Origin of the sequence: Hydrogenophaga flava NBRC 102514 (assembly GCF_001571145.1) — a bacterium.
GTDB lineage: Bacteria > Pseudomonadota > Gammaproteobacteria > Burkholderiales > Burkholderiaceae_C > Hydrogenophaga > Hydrogenophaga flava.
Genome location: NZ_BCTF01000002.1, coordinates 196868 through 212541, shown reverse-complemented (window position 1 = coordinate 212541; position 15674 = coordinate 196868). Strand labels below are relative to the sequence as shown.

13 protein-coding genes are annotated in these 15674 nt (G+C 68.2%); 4 read left to right on the top strand and 9 right to left on the bottom strand.

Translation table 11 applies throughout. The features are described 5' to 3' along the window. Window positions 1–38: 38 nt before the first annotated feature. From fdhF to HFL01S_RS02710, 9 genes are all read right to left on the bottom strand, one after another. The gene (gene fdhF, locus HFL01S_RS02750) at window positions 39–2858 is read right to left on the bottom strand and encodes a formate dehydrogenase subunit alpha (protein ID WP_066254314.1); all 2820 of its coding nucleotides are present in this window, start codon (window positions 2856–2858) and stop codon (window positions 39–41) included. Further along, window positions 2855–4603: an NADH-ubiquinone oxidoreductase-F iron-sulfur binding region domain-containing protein gene (locus HFL01S_RS02745; RefSeq protein WP_066254311.1), complete on the bottom strand. Its 1749-nt coding sequence runs from the start codon at window positions 4601–4603 to the stop codon at window positions 2855–2857. Before HFL01S_RS02745 ends, fdhF begins: the two co-directional genes overlap by 4 nt. 58 nt (window positions 4604–4661) lie before the next feature. After that, window positions 4662–5618 carry a LysR substrate-binding domain-containing protein gene (locus tag HFL01S_RS02740; RefSeq protein ID WP_066254307.1) on the bottom strand — a complete coding sequence of 319 codons (957 nt, stop codon included), beginning with the start codon at window positions 5616–5618 and terminating at the stop codon, window positions 4662–4664. Between the two features lie 39 nt (window positions 5619–5657). Next, the gene (locus HFL01S_RS02735) at window positions 5658–6116 is read right to left on the bottom strand and encodes a hypothetical protein (RefSeq protein WP_066254304.1); all 459 of its coding nucleotides are present in this window, start codon (window positions 6114–6116) and stop codon (window positions 5658–5660) included. A 158-nt stretch (window positions 6117–6274) separates the two neighbouring features. After that, window positions 6275–6574 carry a hypothetical protein gene (locus HFL01S_RS02730; protein WP_066254301.1) on the bottom strand — a complete coding sequence of 100 codons (300 nt, stop codon included), beginning with the start codon at window positions 6572–6574 and terminating at the stop codon, window positions 6275–6277. A gap of 22 nt (window positions 6575–6596) precedes the next feature. Then, entirely contained in the window at window positions 6597–6851 is a 255-nt protein-coding gene (thiS, locus tag HFL01S_RS02725; RefSeq protein ID WP_066254298.1) for a sulfur carrier protein ThiS, read from the bottom strand. A 7-nt stretch (window positions 6852–6858) separates the two neighbouring features. After that, a complete protein-coding gene (locus tag HFL01S_RS02720) occupies window positions 6859–8214 on the bottom strand; it encodes an NAD(P)/FAD-dependent oxidoreductase (protein WP_066254294.1) in 1356 nt (451 codons plus the stop codon). Window positions 8215–8217: 3 nt separating this feature from the next. Next, entirely contained in the window at window positions 8218–10065 is a 1848-nt protein-coding gene (locus HFL01S_RS02715) for an aldehyde ferredoxin oxidoreductase family protein (RefSeq protein ID WP_066254292.1), read from the bottom strand. A gap of 28 nt (window positions 10066–10093) precedes the next feature. Further along, on the bottom strand, window positions 10094–10567 hold the full coding sequence (locus tag HFL01S_RS02710; protein ID WP_066254289.1) for a 4Fe-4S dicluster domain-containing protein: 474 nt from the start codon (window positions 10565–10567) through the stop codon (window positions 10094–10096). A 441-nt stretch (window positions 10568–11008) separates the two neighbouring features. Here HFL01S_RS02710 and HFL01S_RS02705 point away from each other — a divergent pair, with 441 nt between their 5' ends. The 4 genes from HFL01S_RS02705 (at window position 11009) to HFL01S_RS02690 (ending at window position 15671) form a co-directional block, all read left to right on the top strand. Then, window positions 11009–11479: a (2Fe-2S)-binding protein gene (locus tag HFL01S_RS02705; RefSeq protein ID WP_066155692.1), complete on the top strand. Its 471-nt coding sequence runs from the start codon at window positions 11009–11011 to the stop codon at window positions 11477–11479. A gap of 11 nt (window positions 11480–11490) precedes the next feature. Then, the gene (locus HFL01S_RS02700) at window positions 11491–13863 is read left to right on the top strand and encodes a xanthine dehydrogenase family protein molybdopterin-binding subunit (RefSeq protein ID WP_066254286.1); all 2373 of its coding nucleotides are present in this window, start codon (window positions 11491–11493) and stop codon (window positions 13861–13863) included. A gap of 16 nt (window positions 13864–13879) precedes the next feature. Continuing rightward, window positions 13880–14668: an FAD binding domain-containing protein gene (locus HFL01S_RS02695; protein WP_066254283.1), complete on the top strand. Its 789-nt coding sequence runs from the start codon at window positions 13880–13882 to the stop codon at window positions 14666–14668. Window positions 14669–14738: 70 nt separating this feature from the next. After that, window positions 14739–15671 carry an AAA family ATPase gene (locus tag HFL01S_RS02690; RefSeq protein ID WP_066254281.1) on the top strand — a complete coding sequence of 311 codons (933 nt, stop codon included), beginning with the start codon at window positions 14739–14741 and terminating at the stop codon, window positions 15669–15671. Window positions 15672–15674 lie beyond the last annotated feature (3 nt).

Below are 15674 nucleotides of genomic sequence, written 5' to 3'. Positions count from 1 at the left end.
TCGCTTCATCTTAGCCATTCTCCCCGGGGTATGAAGCATCACCCTGCCTTCTGCACCGACACCGCGCAGTACTTGAACTCCGGGATCTTGCCGAACGGGTCGAGCGCGGCGTTGGTCAGCAGGTTGGCCGCAGCTTCCGAGTAGGCGAACGGAATGAACACGCAGCCGGCAGCGGTGCCGTCGTCCTGCCGCGCGCGCAGCGTCACCTCGCCACGGCGCGAGCGCACGGTGATGCGCTCGCCCGGCCGCACGCCCAGCCGTGCCAGGTCCGCCGCGGCCAGGCTGGCCGTGGCCTCCGGCTCCAGCGCGTCGAGCACGGTCGCGCGGCGCGTCATGCTGCCGGTGTGCCAGTGTTCGAGCTGGCGGCCGGTGATCAGCACCATCGGGTAGTCCGCATCGGGCGTCTCGTCGGCCGGCACCAGCTCGGTCGGCACCAGCCGCAGCCGGCCATCCTGGGTCGGGAAGCGGTCGATGAAGACGATGGGGTGGCCCGGGTCGTCGTCGCTGAGGCAGGGATAGGTCACGCTGCCCTCGCGCTCCAGCCGCTCCCAGCGGATGCCGCCGATGGCCGCGTGCATGGCCTGGCGCATCTCGTCGTAGACCGCGGCGACGCCGTGGTGCTCGCCCTCGTAGCGCCACGACAGACCCATGCGCTGCGCCATCTGCTGGATGATCCAGAGATCGGCGCGCGCATCACCCGGTGGGTCGATCGCCTGGCGGCCCAGCTGCACCATGCGGTCGGTGTTGCTCACCGTGCCGGTCTTTTCGGGCCAGGCGCTGGCGGGCAGGATCACATCGGCCAGCCAGGCGGTCTCTGTCATGAAGATGTCCTGCACCACCAGATGCTCCAGCGAGGCCAGCGCGTGCCGTGTGTGGTTCAGGTTCGGGTCGCTCATGGCCGGGTTCTCGCCCATGATGTAGAGGCCGCGCAGCTTGTGCGGGTCGCTCTCCTCGGCCAGCGCCTTCTCCATCAGCTCGACCACCGTGTAGCCTGGCGCGCGGTCCAGCGGCGTACCCCAGAAGTCCTCGAACCACGCGTGGGCCGAGGCGTTGTCCACCCGCTGGTAGTTGGGGAACATCATCGGGATCAGGCCGGCGTCGCTAGCACCCTGCACGTTGTTCTGGCCCCGCAGCGGGTGCAGCCCGCTGCCCGGCTTGCCGATCTGGCCGGTGATGGCGCACAGCGCGATCAGGCAACGCACATTGTCGGTGCCGTGCACGTGCTGGCTCACCCCCATGCCCCAGAGAATCATCGCGGCGTTCGCGGTCGCGAACGCGCGCGCCACCTCGCGGATGGTCTCGGCCGGGATGCCGCAGACCGGCGCCATCGCCTCTGGGCTGAAGCGCGCGACGCTCTGCGCCAGTTCTTCGTAGTGGGAGGTGCGCTGGGCGATGAAGTCCTGGTTCACCAGGCCCTCGTCGATCACGGTGTGAATCATCGCGTTGAGCAGCGCGACATCGGTGTCGGGCCGGAACGGCAGCGTGCGCCAGGCGTGCTGGCCGATGTCGGTGATGCGCGGGTCGGCCAGCACGATGCGCGTGCCGTTCTGCGCGGCGTTCTTCATCCAGGTCGCGGCCACCGGGTGATTGACTGTGGGGTTGGAGCCGATCACCAGGATCAGCTCGGCGTGCGCCACGTCGTTGACCGGGTTGCTCACCGCGCCCGAGCCCACGCCTTCGAGCAGGGCCGCGACGCTGGAGGCGTGGCACAGGCGGGTGCAGTGATCGACGTTGTTGGAACCGAAGCCGGTGCGCACCAGCTTCTGGAACAGGTAGGCCTCCTCGTTCGTGCCCTTGGCCGAGCCGAAACCGGCCAGGCTCTTCGGTCCGTGGGTGTCGCGCAGCGCCTTGAGCTTTCCTGCGGCCAGCGCCAGCGCCTCGTCCCAGGTGGCCTCGCGGAAGGTGTCGCGCCAGTCGGCGTCGCGCGGCGGAATGGCGTCACCGTGTTTGGGCACACCTTCGCGGCGGACCAGCGGCACCGTCAGGCGTCCCGCGTGGTGCACGTAGTCGAAACCGAAGCGGCCCTTGACGCACAGGCGGCCGCGGTTGGCCGGGCCGTCGCGGCCCTCGACCGCCACGATCTTGCCGTCGCGTACCTTGTAGCTGAGCTGGCAGCCCACGCCACAGAACGGGCAGACCGAGTCCACCGACCTGTCCACCGCCTGCGAACCCACCAGACTCTTGGGCGAGAGCGCGCCGGTCGGGCAGGCCTGCACACACTCGCCGCAGGCCACGCAGCTGCTCGCGCCCATGGCGTCGCCCAGGTCGAACACGATCTCGGCGTGGCCGCCACGGCCGGCGAAGCCGATCACGCCGTTGACCTGTTCCTCGCGGCAGGCGCGCACGCAGCGGCGGCACTGGATGCAGGCGTCGAGGTTCACCGCCATCGCGGGGTGCGAGAGGTCGGGCGCGGGCTGCTCGCGCCGCAGCGCCTGCAGTGCGGGGCGCACCGACACCGCCTCGCGCTGCGCCCAGTCGCTCAGCTCGCCATGCGGCTGGCGGCCGTCGGCGTCGAACCACTGGTGGCCCTGGTCGGGCATGTCGGACAGCAGCAGCTCCAGCACCATCTGGCGCGACTTCTTCGCGCGCAGGCTGTCGGTCAGCACCTTCAGGCCGGGCGTCACGCTGCGGCAGCAGCTGGCGGCCAGGGCGCGCTCGCCCGCCACCTCGACCACGCAGGCGCGGCAGTTGCCGTCGGGGCGCAGCGGGTCGCTGTGGCACAGGTGCGGCAGCTCGGTGCCGTGGCGCTTCGCGGCGTCGAAGATGGACTCACCTTCGTAGGCTTCGACCGCACGGCCATCGAGCTCGAAGCTCAGTTTGGCTGGCATCAGCTGCTCGGGGCTCAGCGGGCGGTTCATGCCGCACCTCCGACTTCGTGCGCAAAGTGCTTCAGCACCGAGCGGATCGGGTTGGGCGCGGCCTGGCCCAGGCCGCAGATCGAGGCGTCGCCCATCACGTCGGCCAAGTCGCGCAACGTATCCTGGTCCCAGATGTCGGACGCCATCAGGCGCGCGGCCTTGTCGGTGCCGACGCGGCAGGGCGTGCACTGGCCGCAGCTTTCGTCCTTGAAGAAGCGCATCACGTTGAGTGCGGCGTCGCGCGCGCGGTCGTGCTGGCTCAGCACCATCACCGCGGCCGAACCGATGAAGCAGCCGTGCGGCTGCAGGGTGTCGAAATCCAGCGGGATGTCGGCCATGCTGGCGGGCAGGATGCCGCCGCTGGCGCCGCCGGGCAGGTAGGCGTGGAGCGTGTGGCCCTCGGCCATGCCGCCGCAGAACTCGTCGATGAGTTCTTGCAGCGTGATGCCGGCGGGCGCCAGCTTCACGCCGGGCTCGCGCACCCGGCCGCTGACGCTGAAGCTGCGCAGGCCCTTGCGGCCGTGGCGGCCGTGCGAGGCGAACCAGTCGGCACCGCGCTCGACGATCTCGCGCACCCAGTACAGCGTCTCGAAGTTGTGTTCCAGCGTGGGCCGGCCGAACAGGCCGACCTCGGCGATGTAGGGCGGGCGCAGGCGCGGTTCGCCGCGCTTGCCTTCGATGCTCTCGATCATCGCGGACTCTTCGCCACAGATGTAGGCCCCCGCGCCGCGGCGCAGCTCGAAGGCCGGCAGCGGGTACGGCGGGTCGGACTGCAGCGCGGCAAGCTGTTCCTGCAGCAGCGCACGGCAGTCGTGGTATTCGTCGCGCAGGTAGATGTAGACCTTGTCGATGCCGACCACCGCCGCGGCAATCAGCACGCCTTCCAGGAAACGGTGCGGGTCGCGTTCGAGGTAGTGGCGGTCCTTGAAGGTGCCGGGTTCGCCCTCGTCGATGTTCACCGCCATCAGCCGCGGCGCCGCAAAGCCGCGCACGATGCGCCACTTGCGGCCGGCCGGAAAACCGGCGCCGCCCAGACCGCGCAGGCCGGCGTGTTCCAGCGTCTGGATCAGCGCCTCGGGGTCGTGCGCGCCCTGCGCCACCGCCGTCGCCAGCCGGTAGCCGCCGCTGGCGCGGTAGGCCGCCAGATCGATCAGGTCGGGCACGCGCTCGCGCGGCAGCGCCTCGCCCGCCAGCACCCGCTGCGCGAGCGCCTCGACCGCTGCCTCGTCGGCGTGCGGCACCGCCGCCTGCGCGACTTGCGCCACGGGCGCCTGGGCGCAGCGCCCCAGGCACGGCGCGGCCTGCACACGCACGCCCTCGCCCATCCGCTCACGCAGGCGCTGCAGCAGCGCATCGCCGCCGGCCAGGCTGCAGCTGAGCGAATCGCAGACCCGCACGGTGACTGCAGGACCCGCCTCGCCACCACGCAGCACCTCGAAGTGGTGGTAGAAGCTCGCCACCTCGTAGACCTCGGCCACCGGCAGCCTCATCTCCTGCGCCAGCGCCACCAGCAGGGCCTCGGGCAGGCCGTGGTGCGCGTCGTTGATGGTGTGCAGATGCTCGATCAGCAGGTCGCGGCGGTGGCCTGCCGCAGGCCGCTCACCGATCAGGGCGCGCAGCGCCTGCAGGGCCTCGGGCGTGGCCTGGCGGCCCTTGAGCCGGTCGCGGGCCCTCTTTTGCGGACGTGCGTCGGCGGGGCTGCTCGAAGGAACGATCGGGATGGTGCGGAAGGCGGACGAACTCATCGCCGCACTGTGTCGGTTGCGCAGCGCGCCGTCAAATTGGTTTGGGACATGGGTTCATTCACGTCTTGAATGAACCGCTGGTGGCGGCCAGCTCGGCGCGCCAGTCCGCATCGCGGGCCAGCGCCAGCGCAGCCTCCTGCGTGCGCGTGGGCGCCACCTCGCGGCGCACGAGGAAGCCAACCGGGGTCTGCACCTCGGGTTTCACCAGGGGCCGGAACAGCAGACCCGGCTGCTCGCGCAGGCTGGCCACCAGGGCACCAGGCATCACGCTCGCCAGCGGGCCGGTGCGCACCGCCAGCGCCAGCGAGAGCACGGAGTTGGTCTCCATCACCGGCTTCACCGCCACACCGGCGCGGGCGAACGCGGCATCGACGATGCTGCGGTTGTGCATGTCGGGCGTCAGCAGGCACAGATCGAGCCCGACCGTGTCGGCCCAGGCCAGCGGCTCGCCGATGCGGCTGGGAGGCAGTGACTTGGCGCGTGCCGCACGGGGCGCCTGCGTGACCAGGTACAGGCGCTCCTGGTACTGGGGAAACACCTGGAAGCCGCTGCCACGGGCGCTGACGCGCTCCAGAAAGCCCAGACCCAGGTCAAGCGTCAAGGCCTTCAGGCCCGATTCGATCTCGCCCGACGGCAGGGACAGAAGCACCGGCGCGATGCCGGGGTGGCGCGCCTGCAGCAGCGCGCAGAACCGCGTGGCCACCGGCACGGCCGACGGCACCACCCCCAGCCGCAGGCTGCCCACGGGCTGGTCCTGCTGGCTGGCCAGGGATTGCTGGAGCGCCTCGTGTTCGCGCAGCATGCGCCGGGCAGACGCGAGCACTTGCTCGCCTTCAGGCGTCAGGCCCGAGTAGGTGCGGCCGCGCCGCACGATGGGCGTGCCCAGCTCTCGTTCAAGCGCGCGCAGCGCATTCGACAGCGCCGGCTGGGTGATGTGGCAGGCTTTGGCGGCGCGGTCAAAGTGGCGGTGGTCGTGCAGGGCCACCAGGTAGCGCATGGAGGTGAGCAGGTTCATGGCCCTGCAGCCTAGCAGGACCGCCCCCTCTGCGCGGGGTCAGTAGCGGACGTTGCTGCGGTCGATGGCGAGCCCGGCGATCTCGCAGGAGAAGGTCTCCAGGCCATTGGCGCGCACCACGTGCCCGCGGGCCAGGGTCTCGTAGGCCTTGCGCTTCTCGGCCGGCACATAGGCCTTGAGCAGGCCGGTCTTTGCTTCCGCCGTCAGTGGCTTGTCCAGCAGGCGGCTGGCGCGGCTCTCGAAGCAGGACTCCGCGTTCAGGTAACGGGCGGCCAGTTCGCTCTGGTACTTGCCCGTCTGCAGGCTCTGCTCGACGGTCTGCTTGTAGTGGGACACGAAGGCACTTGCGGCTTCGTTGACCTCGGGGTGCTGGAATTCGGTGACCTTCGCCTGGAACACTGGCTGGGCCGGCGTCGCCGTGGTGGTCACGGGTGCGGTGGAACAGGCGGTCAGCGCCAGGAGGGCGCCTGCAGACAGCATCGCGGTCGAGAGCTTCATGTCATTCCCTTTCGAGCGTTGGACTTCGGTACCAACCCCGGTCAGCGACCCGGGTCTATGGAGTACATCGACGCAAAAGAGAAAAAATTCACGGCAAAAACAAAGCCTTACAACACATCCCAAAGTGTTCAGGGCCCTGCTGGTGCTGACACCAAAGTTCAACCGCCGCCGCGCTGAAGGCTCAGATCAAAGGGCTTCATGAAGGTCCGCCGCTGGTCTGCATCCAGCCCGCGGAAGGTGAACACCACCTTCAGGCGCTGCATACGCAGCAGCGCGATGCGGCGCTCGGGCAGCGGTTCCCAGGCGATGTCCAGCGCGCCCGGGGGGATGTCCACGGTGATGCGCTGTCCTTCGCGCCGCCAGACATGGACCCCCAGAGCGCGCGGCATCCAGCCCAGCCATTCGGCTTCGCTGCAGCCGACGTCGCGCTCGAAGCGCTCGGGGTAGTCCGACTGCATGGGGTTTGGCCGGCAGCGGCGCTCAGCCGCCGGCGATCGGCGGCCAGATGGCGAGCACGTCGCCCTCGCTCAGCGTCGTGCTCAGGCGCTGCTCGGGGGCCACGTACCGGCCGTTGACCAGCACCAGATGCACCAGCTTCGGCGGCAGGCCGAAGGGTTCGATGATCTGGCTGATGGGCGCGTCGGGCGCCACATCCAGTTCAATCTGGTTGCTGCGCCGGGCCTCGGGCGGCAGGTGGTCGGTGAGCGTGGCAAAGAGCTTGAAGGTGATCTTCATGCCCGGATCATGCCCTGCGCCGATCGTCGGCCGCACCGCTCCAGTGGCCTTGGCCCTGCGCAGCGGACAGGTAAGCGTCCATCAGCTTCGTGGGGTCGGCCATCAGCCGGTCTTTCCACTCGCCCAGCTTCACCTGCCCTTCCACCAGGCCACGCATCACGCCCACGTGCTCGGTCCAGCCCACGCTGTTGCAGCCCACCATCTGGTCGCCCTTGAACTGCAGGCTCAGGTGCCGGTGGTTGGCCTTGTCGGTCAACTCCACGTGCTGGCCGCCCGGCAGACCCTCCCAGTTGCCAAAGCTGCTGGAGATCAGGCCCAGGGTGTCGAGCACGTTGATCTGCGTCACGCCCATCAGCTCGGCCGGCTGGCCGACCATGTTCAGCGCCGCCACACGCGCCTGTTCGGCGGCGTTGGGCTGGATGGCGCTGACGATGGTCTTGCCGCTGACCTTGTCGAAGGCCTCGGCGCAGTCGCCGGCGGCGTAGATGCCGGGCACGTTGGTCTGCAGGTGCTCGTCGGTCAATACACCGACCAGGCAGCGCACGCCGGAGTTCTCCAGGAAACCGATGTTGGGCTTGACGCCGGTGGCGCTGATCACCAGGTCGGCTTCGAGCTGCTGGCCGGTGGACAGGCGCACCGTCATCCGGCCGTCGGCGGGAGCGCTCTGGCCGATGCCGACCACCTCGGCGATCTTGCCCAGCAGGCCCTTTTCCGCACCGGCGCCGCGTTCGATGGCCTCGACCCGGGCGCCGGTGTAGACCTTCACGCCCTTGGTCTCGCACCAGTCCTTGATCATGCCGCCGGCCGTGGGTCCCATCATGCGCGGCACCATGCGGTCGCCCATCTCCACGACGGAGAGTTCGACGCCGCGCTGCTGCAGCGCTTCCATGATGATGCAGCCGATGAAGCCGGCGCCCATTTGCAGCACCTTGGCACCGGGCTTGGCGAGGTTGGCGATCGCGCGCGCGTCGGCCAGGGTCCAGCAGCTGTGCACACCGGGACCGTTGATGCCGGGAATCGGCGGCGTTGCGGGCGACGAGCCGGTGGCGATCAGCAGCTTGTCGAACGCGATGGTGTTGCCGTCGCTCAGTTCGACGGTCCGCTTGGCCGGGTCGAGCACCCTGGCGCGCACCCCGCGCCGCACGGTGATGCCCAGTTGCTCGAAGTGCCCGGCCGTGTGCCGCAGGTGCGTGCCCTCTTCACCCACCTTGCCGATCAGCAGGTAGGGAATGGCCATGCGCGAGTACGGCGCCTCGTTCTCGTCACCGATGACGGTGATCTGGTCGCGAGGCGCGTGCTTGCGGATGGTCTCGGCCGCGATGACGCCGGCCGGGCCGGCGCCCAGGATGACGTGGTGGGTCATGCCTTACAGCCCCAGACGCGCCTTGGTGTCCGCCGTCGGACGGCCTTCCGTGTCCCACCCGCGCACCTCGTAGTACTTGGGCAGCATCTCGCCGAGCTTGCTCACGGTGCCCTTGCCCGGGCCGGTCTTGGCGGCTTCGGTCATCAGGCGCTTGGGCAGGTTGTCATCGGCCTTGGTGAAGCCGGCGGCGTTGTTGAACTCGCGCTCCATGTTCCAGATGCGCTCGCCGATGTGGTTGAGATGTTCCATCGTGAACTCCTCGCCGCAGGCGGCCTGCACCTGGGGCGCCACGTCGGCCAGGGTCCAGGCGAAGCTGGTGAAGATGCAGATGCCGGCGGAGTCGAAGGCGGCGGTCGCGTCCTGGAAGGCCTTGACCAGCTCGGGCTTGCCCGCGCTCTCGGACGGCTCGGTCTTGACCGGAATGCCCAGCACTTCGGACGCAATGGTGTAGCCGCGCAGGTGGCAGGCGCCGCGGTTGGAGGTGGCATAGGCCAGGCCGATGCCCTGGATCACGCGCCCGTCGTAGGCCGGGAATTCCTGGCCCTTGACGCTCATGGACAGGTCGGGGTGGCCGTACTTGGCGGTCAGGCGCTTGGAGCCCAGGCCGATGTCCTTGCCAAAGCCTTCGCCGCGGGCGGTCATCACCGCCAGTTCGCACAGCGCCTTGGCCGAGCCGAACGGCGCCTCGATGCCGATCTGCTCCTTGGTCAGCACGCCCATTTCATACAGCTCCATCACCGCGCCGATGGTGGCGCCGAAGCTGATCGGGTCCATGCCTTCTTCGTTGCAGATCAGGTTGGCGAACTGCAGGGCTTCCAGATCGTTCACGCCGTTGGCAGCGCCCAGGGCCCAGGCCGCCTCGTATTCCAGGCCGCCGTTGGCGCCCCAGTACTCGGGCTTGTTCTGCACGGAGAAGTGGCCTTCGTCGATCTTGGAGATGCGGCCGCAGGCGATGGTGCAGCCGAAGCAGGCCTGGTTGGTCACCAGGTGCTTCTTGCCGTCGGTGGCGCGCGGCGTGGCCATGGCTTCGGCCGAGATGTCCTTGGCGCCTTCGAACTGCACGTCGCGGTGGTTGCGCGTGGGCAGGCCGCCGATCTCGTTGATCACGTTCATCAGCACCTGGGTGCCGTAGGTGGGCAGGCCCTGGCCGGTGACAGCGTTGTCGGCCAGCACCTTCTTGGCGGCCTTGGCGGCGGCCATGAAGGCCTTCGGGTCGCGCACGTTGCCCACGCCCTTGGTGCCACGCACCGCAATCGCCTTGAGGTTCTTGGAGCCCATCACGGTGCCCACGCCCGAGCGGCCGGCCGCACGGTGCAGGTCGTTCACCACGGCCGCGTACAGCACGCCGACTTCACCCGACTTGCCGATGCTTGACACACGCAGCAGCGGGTCCTGCAGGCTGGTCTTGAGCATCTCTTCGGTCTTCCAGACGCTCTGGCCCCAGAGGTGACCGGCGTCGCGCAGCTCGGCCACGTCGTCGTTGATGTAGAGGTAGACCGGCTTGGCCGACTTGCCTTCGAAGATGACCATGTCCCAGCCGGCCATCTTGAGCTCGGCACCCCAGTAACCGCCCGAGTTGGAGCAGGCGATGGCGCCGGTCAGCGGGCCCTTGGTGACCACGGTGTAGCGGCCGCCGGTGGAGGCCATGGTGCCGGTCAGCGGGCCGGTGGCCCAGATGATCTTATTCTCAGGCGACAGCGGGTCGACCTTGGGGTCGATCTCGCTGGTGAGGTATTTGGTGGCGAGGCCGCGCGAACCCAGGTAGGCCTTGGCCCACTCCATGTTCAGCGGTTCGGAGGTGACGGTGCCCGCAGTCAGGTTGACGCGGAGGATTTTTCCAGCCCAAGACATGTTGATGCTCCTTGTATGTGTTGGGGGATCAGGCGGCCGCCTGGTTGCCCAGCTTGTCGGCCCACTGCTTCATCTTGTCCATGCCGGTCCAGTTGGCGTCCACGAAGGTGATGGCGCCGGTCGGGCAGGCGTCGGCGCAGGCCGGCTCGCCACCGCAGAGGTCGCACTTCTGGACCTTGCCGGTTTCCTGCACGTAGTTGATGGTGCCGAAGGGGCAGCTGATGGTGCAGACCTTGCAGCCCACGCAGGTGGTTTCGTTCACCACCTTGGCGCCGGTCGCCTTGTCCACCGTGATCGCTTCCACCGGGCAGGCGTGCAGGCACCAGGCCTCGTCGCACTGCGTGCAGGTGTAGGGCACCTTCTTGCCGGTGTGGTGGAAGTCGAAGACCTTGATGCGCGACTTCGAGGTGGCGTAAGTGCCGTAGTTCTCGAAAGAGCAAGCCATTTCGCACGGCAGGCAGCCGGTGCACTTGTCGGCGTTGATGTGGAGTGTTTTCTGCATGTAGTTTCTCCGGTGGTGGGGCACACATGGGCTATCGGCAGGCTTATGACCATGTGTTCATACGATTGTTGACGTGAAGCACAACCACTTCTTCAGGGTTAACCCGGAAAGCCTCACCCCACCCACAGAAAGTCTCAGATTGAGACGGGCTCATGCTGCTGTGCACAACACCTTGATTTCAAACGGAATTGTTGAAACAAGCGCCCAGATTCCACCGAACCCATCGCCCTCAGATGGGAAAGTGAATACATAGGCTAGAAATACACTTGATTTCACAAATTTCTTTTGAAATCAATGCATTTCAACGCCTTTTTTGGCGTCTCAATTTGAGAATGTTTCAGGCCGGAATTTCCATTTGAGGGTTAACACTCAAATCACGGCGGCGGCGCGATGTTTCACTGTTTGAGGACCCCAAGAGGCCCCAACCATCAGGAGACACAGATGCAGGTTCAGCTCACGGTCAACGGCCAGGCACGGTCGGTCGACGTTCCGCCCAACACCCTTCTCGTCCAGGTGCTCCGCGAGCACCTCAAGCTCACCGGCACCCACGTCGGCTGCGACACCTCGCAGTGCGGCGCGTGCACCGTCATCAAGGACGGCCGCGCCATCAAGTCGTGCAGCGTGCTGGCCGCCCAGGTCAGCGGTTCGGAGATCACCACCATCGAAGGCCTGGCCGCCGCCGACGGCGCCATGCACCCGATGCAGGCGGCTTTCAAGGAATGCCACGGCCTGCAGTGCGGCTTCTGCACCCCGGGCATGGTCATGAGCGCGGTGGACCTGTGCAAGCACCACCCCAAGGCCGGCGAGACGGAAGTCCGCGAGCTGCTCGAAGGCAACCTGTGCCGCTGCACCGGTTACCAGAACATCGTCAAGGCCGTGCTCAAGGGCAAGGCCGACATGGCTTCGGCCTGAGGAGACACGACATGGGTGCATCCGACTTCAGCAACCTGCCGCACATCGGCGCCGCCGTCCGCCGCAAGGAGGACTACCGCTTCCTCACCGGCGCCGGCCAGTACACCGACGACATCACGCAGGCCGCGCAGACCTACGCGGTCTTCGTGCGCAGCCCCCACGCGCACGCCGCCATCAAGGGCATCGACACCAGCCGCGCCAAGGCCATGCCGGGCGTGGTGGCCGTGTTCACCGGCGCCGACATCGACGGCAAGATGGGCGGCCTGCCCTGCGGCTGGCTCATCACCTCGACCGACGGCACGCCAATGAAGGAGCCGCCGCACCCGATCCTCGCCATCGGCAAGGCGCGCTACGTGGGCGACCAGGTGGCGATGGTGATCGCCGACACGCTGGAGCAGGCCAAGAACGCCGCCGAGGCGGTGGAGGTGGACTACGACGTGCTGCCGGCCGTGATCGACATGCGCGAAGCCAGCAAGGGCCCCGCCCTGCACGACGCCGCGCCCGACAACCACTGCTACAAGTGGGCCATCGGTGACAAGGGCCAGGTGGACGCGGCGTTCGCGCAGGCCGCGCACGTGACGAAGATCGACCTGACCAACAACCGCCTGGTGCCCAACGCCATGGAGCCGCGCGCGGCCATCGGCAGCTACAACCGCGCGACCGAGGAATACACGCTCTACGTCGCCAACCAGAACCCGCACGTCGAGCGCCTGCTGATGACGGCCTTCGTGCTGGGCCTGCCCGAGCACAAGGTGCGCGTGATCGCGCCCGACGTGGGCGGCGGCTTCGGCTCGAAGATCTTCCTGTACGCCGAAGACGTTGCCCTGACCTGGGCTGCCAAGCAGACCAACCGCAGCATCAAGTGGACCTGCGAGCGCAGCGAGTCCTTCCTGACCGACGCGCACGGCCGCGACCACATCAGCCACGCCGAGATGGCGATGGACAAGGACGGCAAGTTCCTGGCGATGCGGGTGCACACCGACGCGAACATGGGCGCCTACCTCTCGACCTTCGCGTCCGCGGTGCCGACCATCCTCTACGCCACCCTGCTGGCCGGCCAGTACACCTGCCCGCAGATCTATGTGGAAGTGGACGCCTGGTTCACCAACACCGCGCCGGTCGACGCCTACCGCGGCGCCGGCCGCCCCGAGGCCACCTACCTGCTGGAACGCCTGGTCAGCCGCTGCGGCTGGGACCTGGGCCTGTCGCAGGCCGAGATCCGCAAGCGCAACTTCATCAACAGCTGGCCGTACCAGACGCCGGTGGCCCTGCAGTACGACGTGGGCGACTACCTGGGCGCGCTGACCAAGGCCGAAGACATGGCCGACGTGGCAGGCTTCGAACAGCGCAAGGCCGCCAGCGCGGCCAAGGGCCTGCTGCGCGGCATCGGCTACAGCTCCTACATCGAGGCCTGCGGCATCGCGCCGTCGAACATCGCGGGTGCGCTCGGTGCGCGCGCCGGCCTGTTCGAGTGCGGCGAGGTGCGCGTGCACCCCACCGGCAGCGTGACCGTGTTCACCGGCTCGCACAGCCACGGCCAGGGCCACGAGACCACCTTTGCGCAGGTCGTGGCCGCCCGTCTGGGCATCGCGGTCGAAGCGGTGGATGTGGTGCACGGCGACACCGGCCGCGTGCCCTTCGGCATGGGCACCTACGGCTCGCGTTCCATCTCGGTCGGCGGCGCCGCCATCATGAAGGCGCTGGACAAGATCGAGACCAAGGCCAAGAAGATCGCGGCCCACCTGATGGAGGCCAGCGACGCCGACGTGGAGTTCGCCAACGGCGAGTTCACCGTCAAGGGCACCGACAAGAAGGTCACCTTCGGCCAGGTCGCGCTCACTGCCTACGTGCCGCACAACTACCCGCTGGACAAGCTGGAGCCGGGCCTGAACGAAACCGCGTTCTACGACCCGACCAACTTCACCTTCCCGGCCGGCACCTACATCTGCGAGGTCGAGGTCGACCCCGCCACCGGCAAGACCCGCGTCGACAAGTTCACCGCGGTCGACGACTTCGGCACCATCATCAACCCGATGATCGTCGAGGGCCAGGTGCACGGAGGCATCGTGCAGGGCATCGGCCAGGCGCTGCTGGAGAACTGCGTCTACGACAAGGAAAGCGGCCAGCTGCTGACCGGCTCGTTCATGGACTACGCCATGCCGCGCGCCGACGACTTCCCCGAATTCAAGATCGGCACCATCTGCACCCCTTGCACCCACAACCCGCTGGGCACCAAGGGCTGCGGCGAGGCCGGCGCCATCGGATCGCCACCGGCCGTCATCAACGCCGTGCTGGACGCCCTGAAACCGCTGGGCGTCACCGAGTTCGACATGCCCGCCTCTCCGGGGCGCGTGTGGGAAGCCATTCAATCCGCCAAGGCCTGACCGGGAGGAGGACACCATGTACGCATTCACGCTCGACAAACCCGCTTCCCTCGCCGACGCCCAGAAAGCCGCTGCCGCGGGCGCCAAGCCCCTGGCCGGTGGCCAGACCCTGCTGGCCTCGATGAAGCTGCGCCTGTCCGACCCGGGCACCCTGGTCGACCTCGGTGGCGTCAAGGAACTGGCCGGCATCCGCCGCGAAGGAAACGCCCTCGTCATCGGTGCCATGACGCGCCACATCGACGTGGCGACCAGCGCCGAAGTGGCCGCCGCCATTCCCGCCCTCACCCACCTGGCCGGCCACATCGGCGACAAGCAGGTGCGCGCCATGGGCACGATGGGTGGTTCGGTCGCCAACAACGACCCCGCCGCCTGCTACCCCAGCGCCGTGCTCGGCCTGGGCGCCACGGTGCACACCACCAAGCGCAAGATCGCCGCCGACGACTTCTTCCAGGGCATGTTCACCACCGCACTGGAAGACGGCGAGCTGATCACCGCGATCAGCTTCCCGATTCCGAAGAAGGCGGCCTACGTGAAGTTCAACCAGCCGGCCTCGCGTTTTTCGCTGATCGGCGTGTTCGTGGCACAGACCGACGGCGGCGTGCGCGTGGCCGTGACCGGCGCCGGCAACGGCGTGTTCCGCCACGCCGGTCTGGAAGCCGCGCTGAACGCCAGCTTCACGCCGCAGTCGGCCGCCAGCGTGAAGATCAGTGCCGACGACTGCAGCGCCGACCTGCACGCCAGCGCGGCCTACCGCGCCAACCTGATCAGCGTGCTGACCCAGCGCGCCGTGGCCCAGCTGGCCTGATTTCCCGCTGTCACCGCCAGGGCCCCGCGTTCACCGACCCGGGGCCCTTTTTCCTTCACAGAACATTCCCATGAGTGCCTTCGCCTCGATCGACGCCCTGATGCAAGCCCTGCAGTCGGCCGGCTACTACGCCGACCGCCGCCTGGCCACCGCCGTGTTCCTGGCCCTGAAGCTGCAGCGCCCGCTGCTGCTCGAAGGCGAACCGGGCGTGGGCAAGACCGAGCTGGCCAAGGCGCTCTCGGTGGCACTGGGCCGCGCCCTGCTGCGCCTGCAGTGCTACGACGGGCTGGAGCAGCGCGAGGCACTCTACGAATGGAACTACGCCGCGCAGCTGCTGCACATGCGAGCGGCACAGACCCGGCTGGAGGCCGCCCACATCGATGGCGGCAACGACGAGGTCGCGCGCATCGAGCGCGAGGTCTACCAGGAGCGCTACCTGATCAAGCGGCCGCTGCTGGCGGCGCTGCAGGCTCCCGAGCCCGGCGCGCTGCTGCTGATCGACGAGGTCGACCGGGCCGACGAACCCTTCGAAGCCTTTTTGCTGGAGTACCTGGGCGAGTACCAGGTCAGCATCCCCGAGTTCGGCACGGTGCGCGCCGCCTGCCCGCCGGTCACCATCCTCACCAGCAACCGCACGCGCGAACTCAACGACGCCGTCAAGCGCCGCTGCCTCTACCACTGGCTCGACTACCCCGAGCGCGAACGCGAGCTGGACATCGTGCGCGCCCAGGTGCCGCAGGCCTCGGCCGCACTGGCGACCCAGGTGGCCGACGTGGTGCAGCGCCTGCGCAGCCAGCCCTTTGCCAACGCCTTCCAGCGCTCACCCGGCATCGCCGAAAGTGTCGAGTGGGCCAAGGCGCTGGTCGCCCTGGACACGCTGGCGGTCGACCCCGAGGTGCTGAGCGACACCGCCGGCATCCTGTTCAAGCAGCGCGAGGACGTGGCCGCGCTCACGCGCGACATGGCCGCCGAGTTGCTCAAGCCGGCCGACACGCCCGCCTGATTT

Bases quoted from the DNA above. Each gene is read 5' to 3' on its own strand.
- HFL01S_RS02710 (WP_066254289.1), bottom strand. From the start codon at position 10,567: ATGCAGAAAACACTCCACATCAACGCCGACAAGTGCACCGGCTGCCTG.
- HFL01S_RS02730 (WP_066254301.1), bottom strand. From the start codon at position 6,574: ATGCAGTCGGACTACCCCGAGCGCTTCGAGCGCGACGTCGGCTGCAGC.
- HFL01S_RS02735 (WP_066254304.1), bottom strand. From the start codon at position 6,116: ATGAAGCTCTCGACCGCGATGCTGTCTGCAGGCGCCCTCCTGGCGCTG.
- HFL01S_RS02720 (WP_066254294.1), bottom strand. From the start codon at position 8,214: ATGACCCACCACGTCATCCTGGGCGCCGGCCCGGCCGGCGTCATCGCG.
- HFL01S_RS02745 (WP_066254311.1), bottom strand. From the start codon at position 4,603: ATGAGTTCGTCCGCCTTCCGCACCATCCCGATCGTTCCTTCGAGCAGC.
- HFL01S_RS02695 (WP_066254283.1), top strand. From the start codon at position 13,880: ATGTACGCATTCACGCTCGACAAACCCGCTTCCCTCGCCGACGCCCAG.
- fdhF (WP_066254314.1), bottom strand. From the start codon at position 2,858: ATGAACCGCCCGCTGAGCCCCGAGCAGCTGATGCCAGCCAAACTGAGC.
- thiS (WP_066254298.1), bottom strand. From the start codon at position 6,851: ATGAAGATCACCTTCAAGCTCTTTGCCACGCTCACCGACCACCTGCCG.
- HFL01S_RS02700 (WP_066254286.1), top strand. From the start codon at position 11,491: ATGGGTGCATCCGACTTCAGCAACCTGCCGCACATCGGCGCCGCCGTC.
- HFL01S_RS02705 (WP_066155692.1), top strand. From the start codon at position 11,009: ATGCAGGTTCAGCTCACGGTCAACGGCCAGGCACGGTCGGTCGACGTT.
- HFL01S_RS02740 (WP_066254307.1), bottom strand. From the start codon at position 5,618: ATGAACCTGCTCACCTCCATGCGCTACCTGGTGGCCCTGCACGACCAC.
- HFL01S_RS02715 (WP_066254292.1), bottom strand. From the start codon at position 10,065: ATGTCTTGGGCTGGAAAAATCCTCCGCGTCAACCTGACTGCGGGCACC.
- HFL01S_RS02690 (WP_066254281.1), top strand. From the start codon at position 14,739: ATGAGTGCCTTCGCCTCGATCGACGCCCTGATGCAAGCCCTGCAGTCG.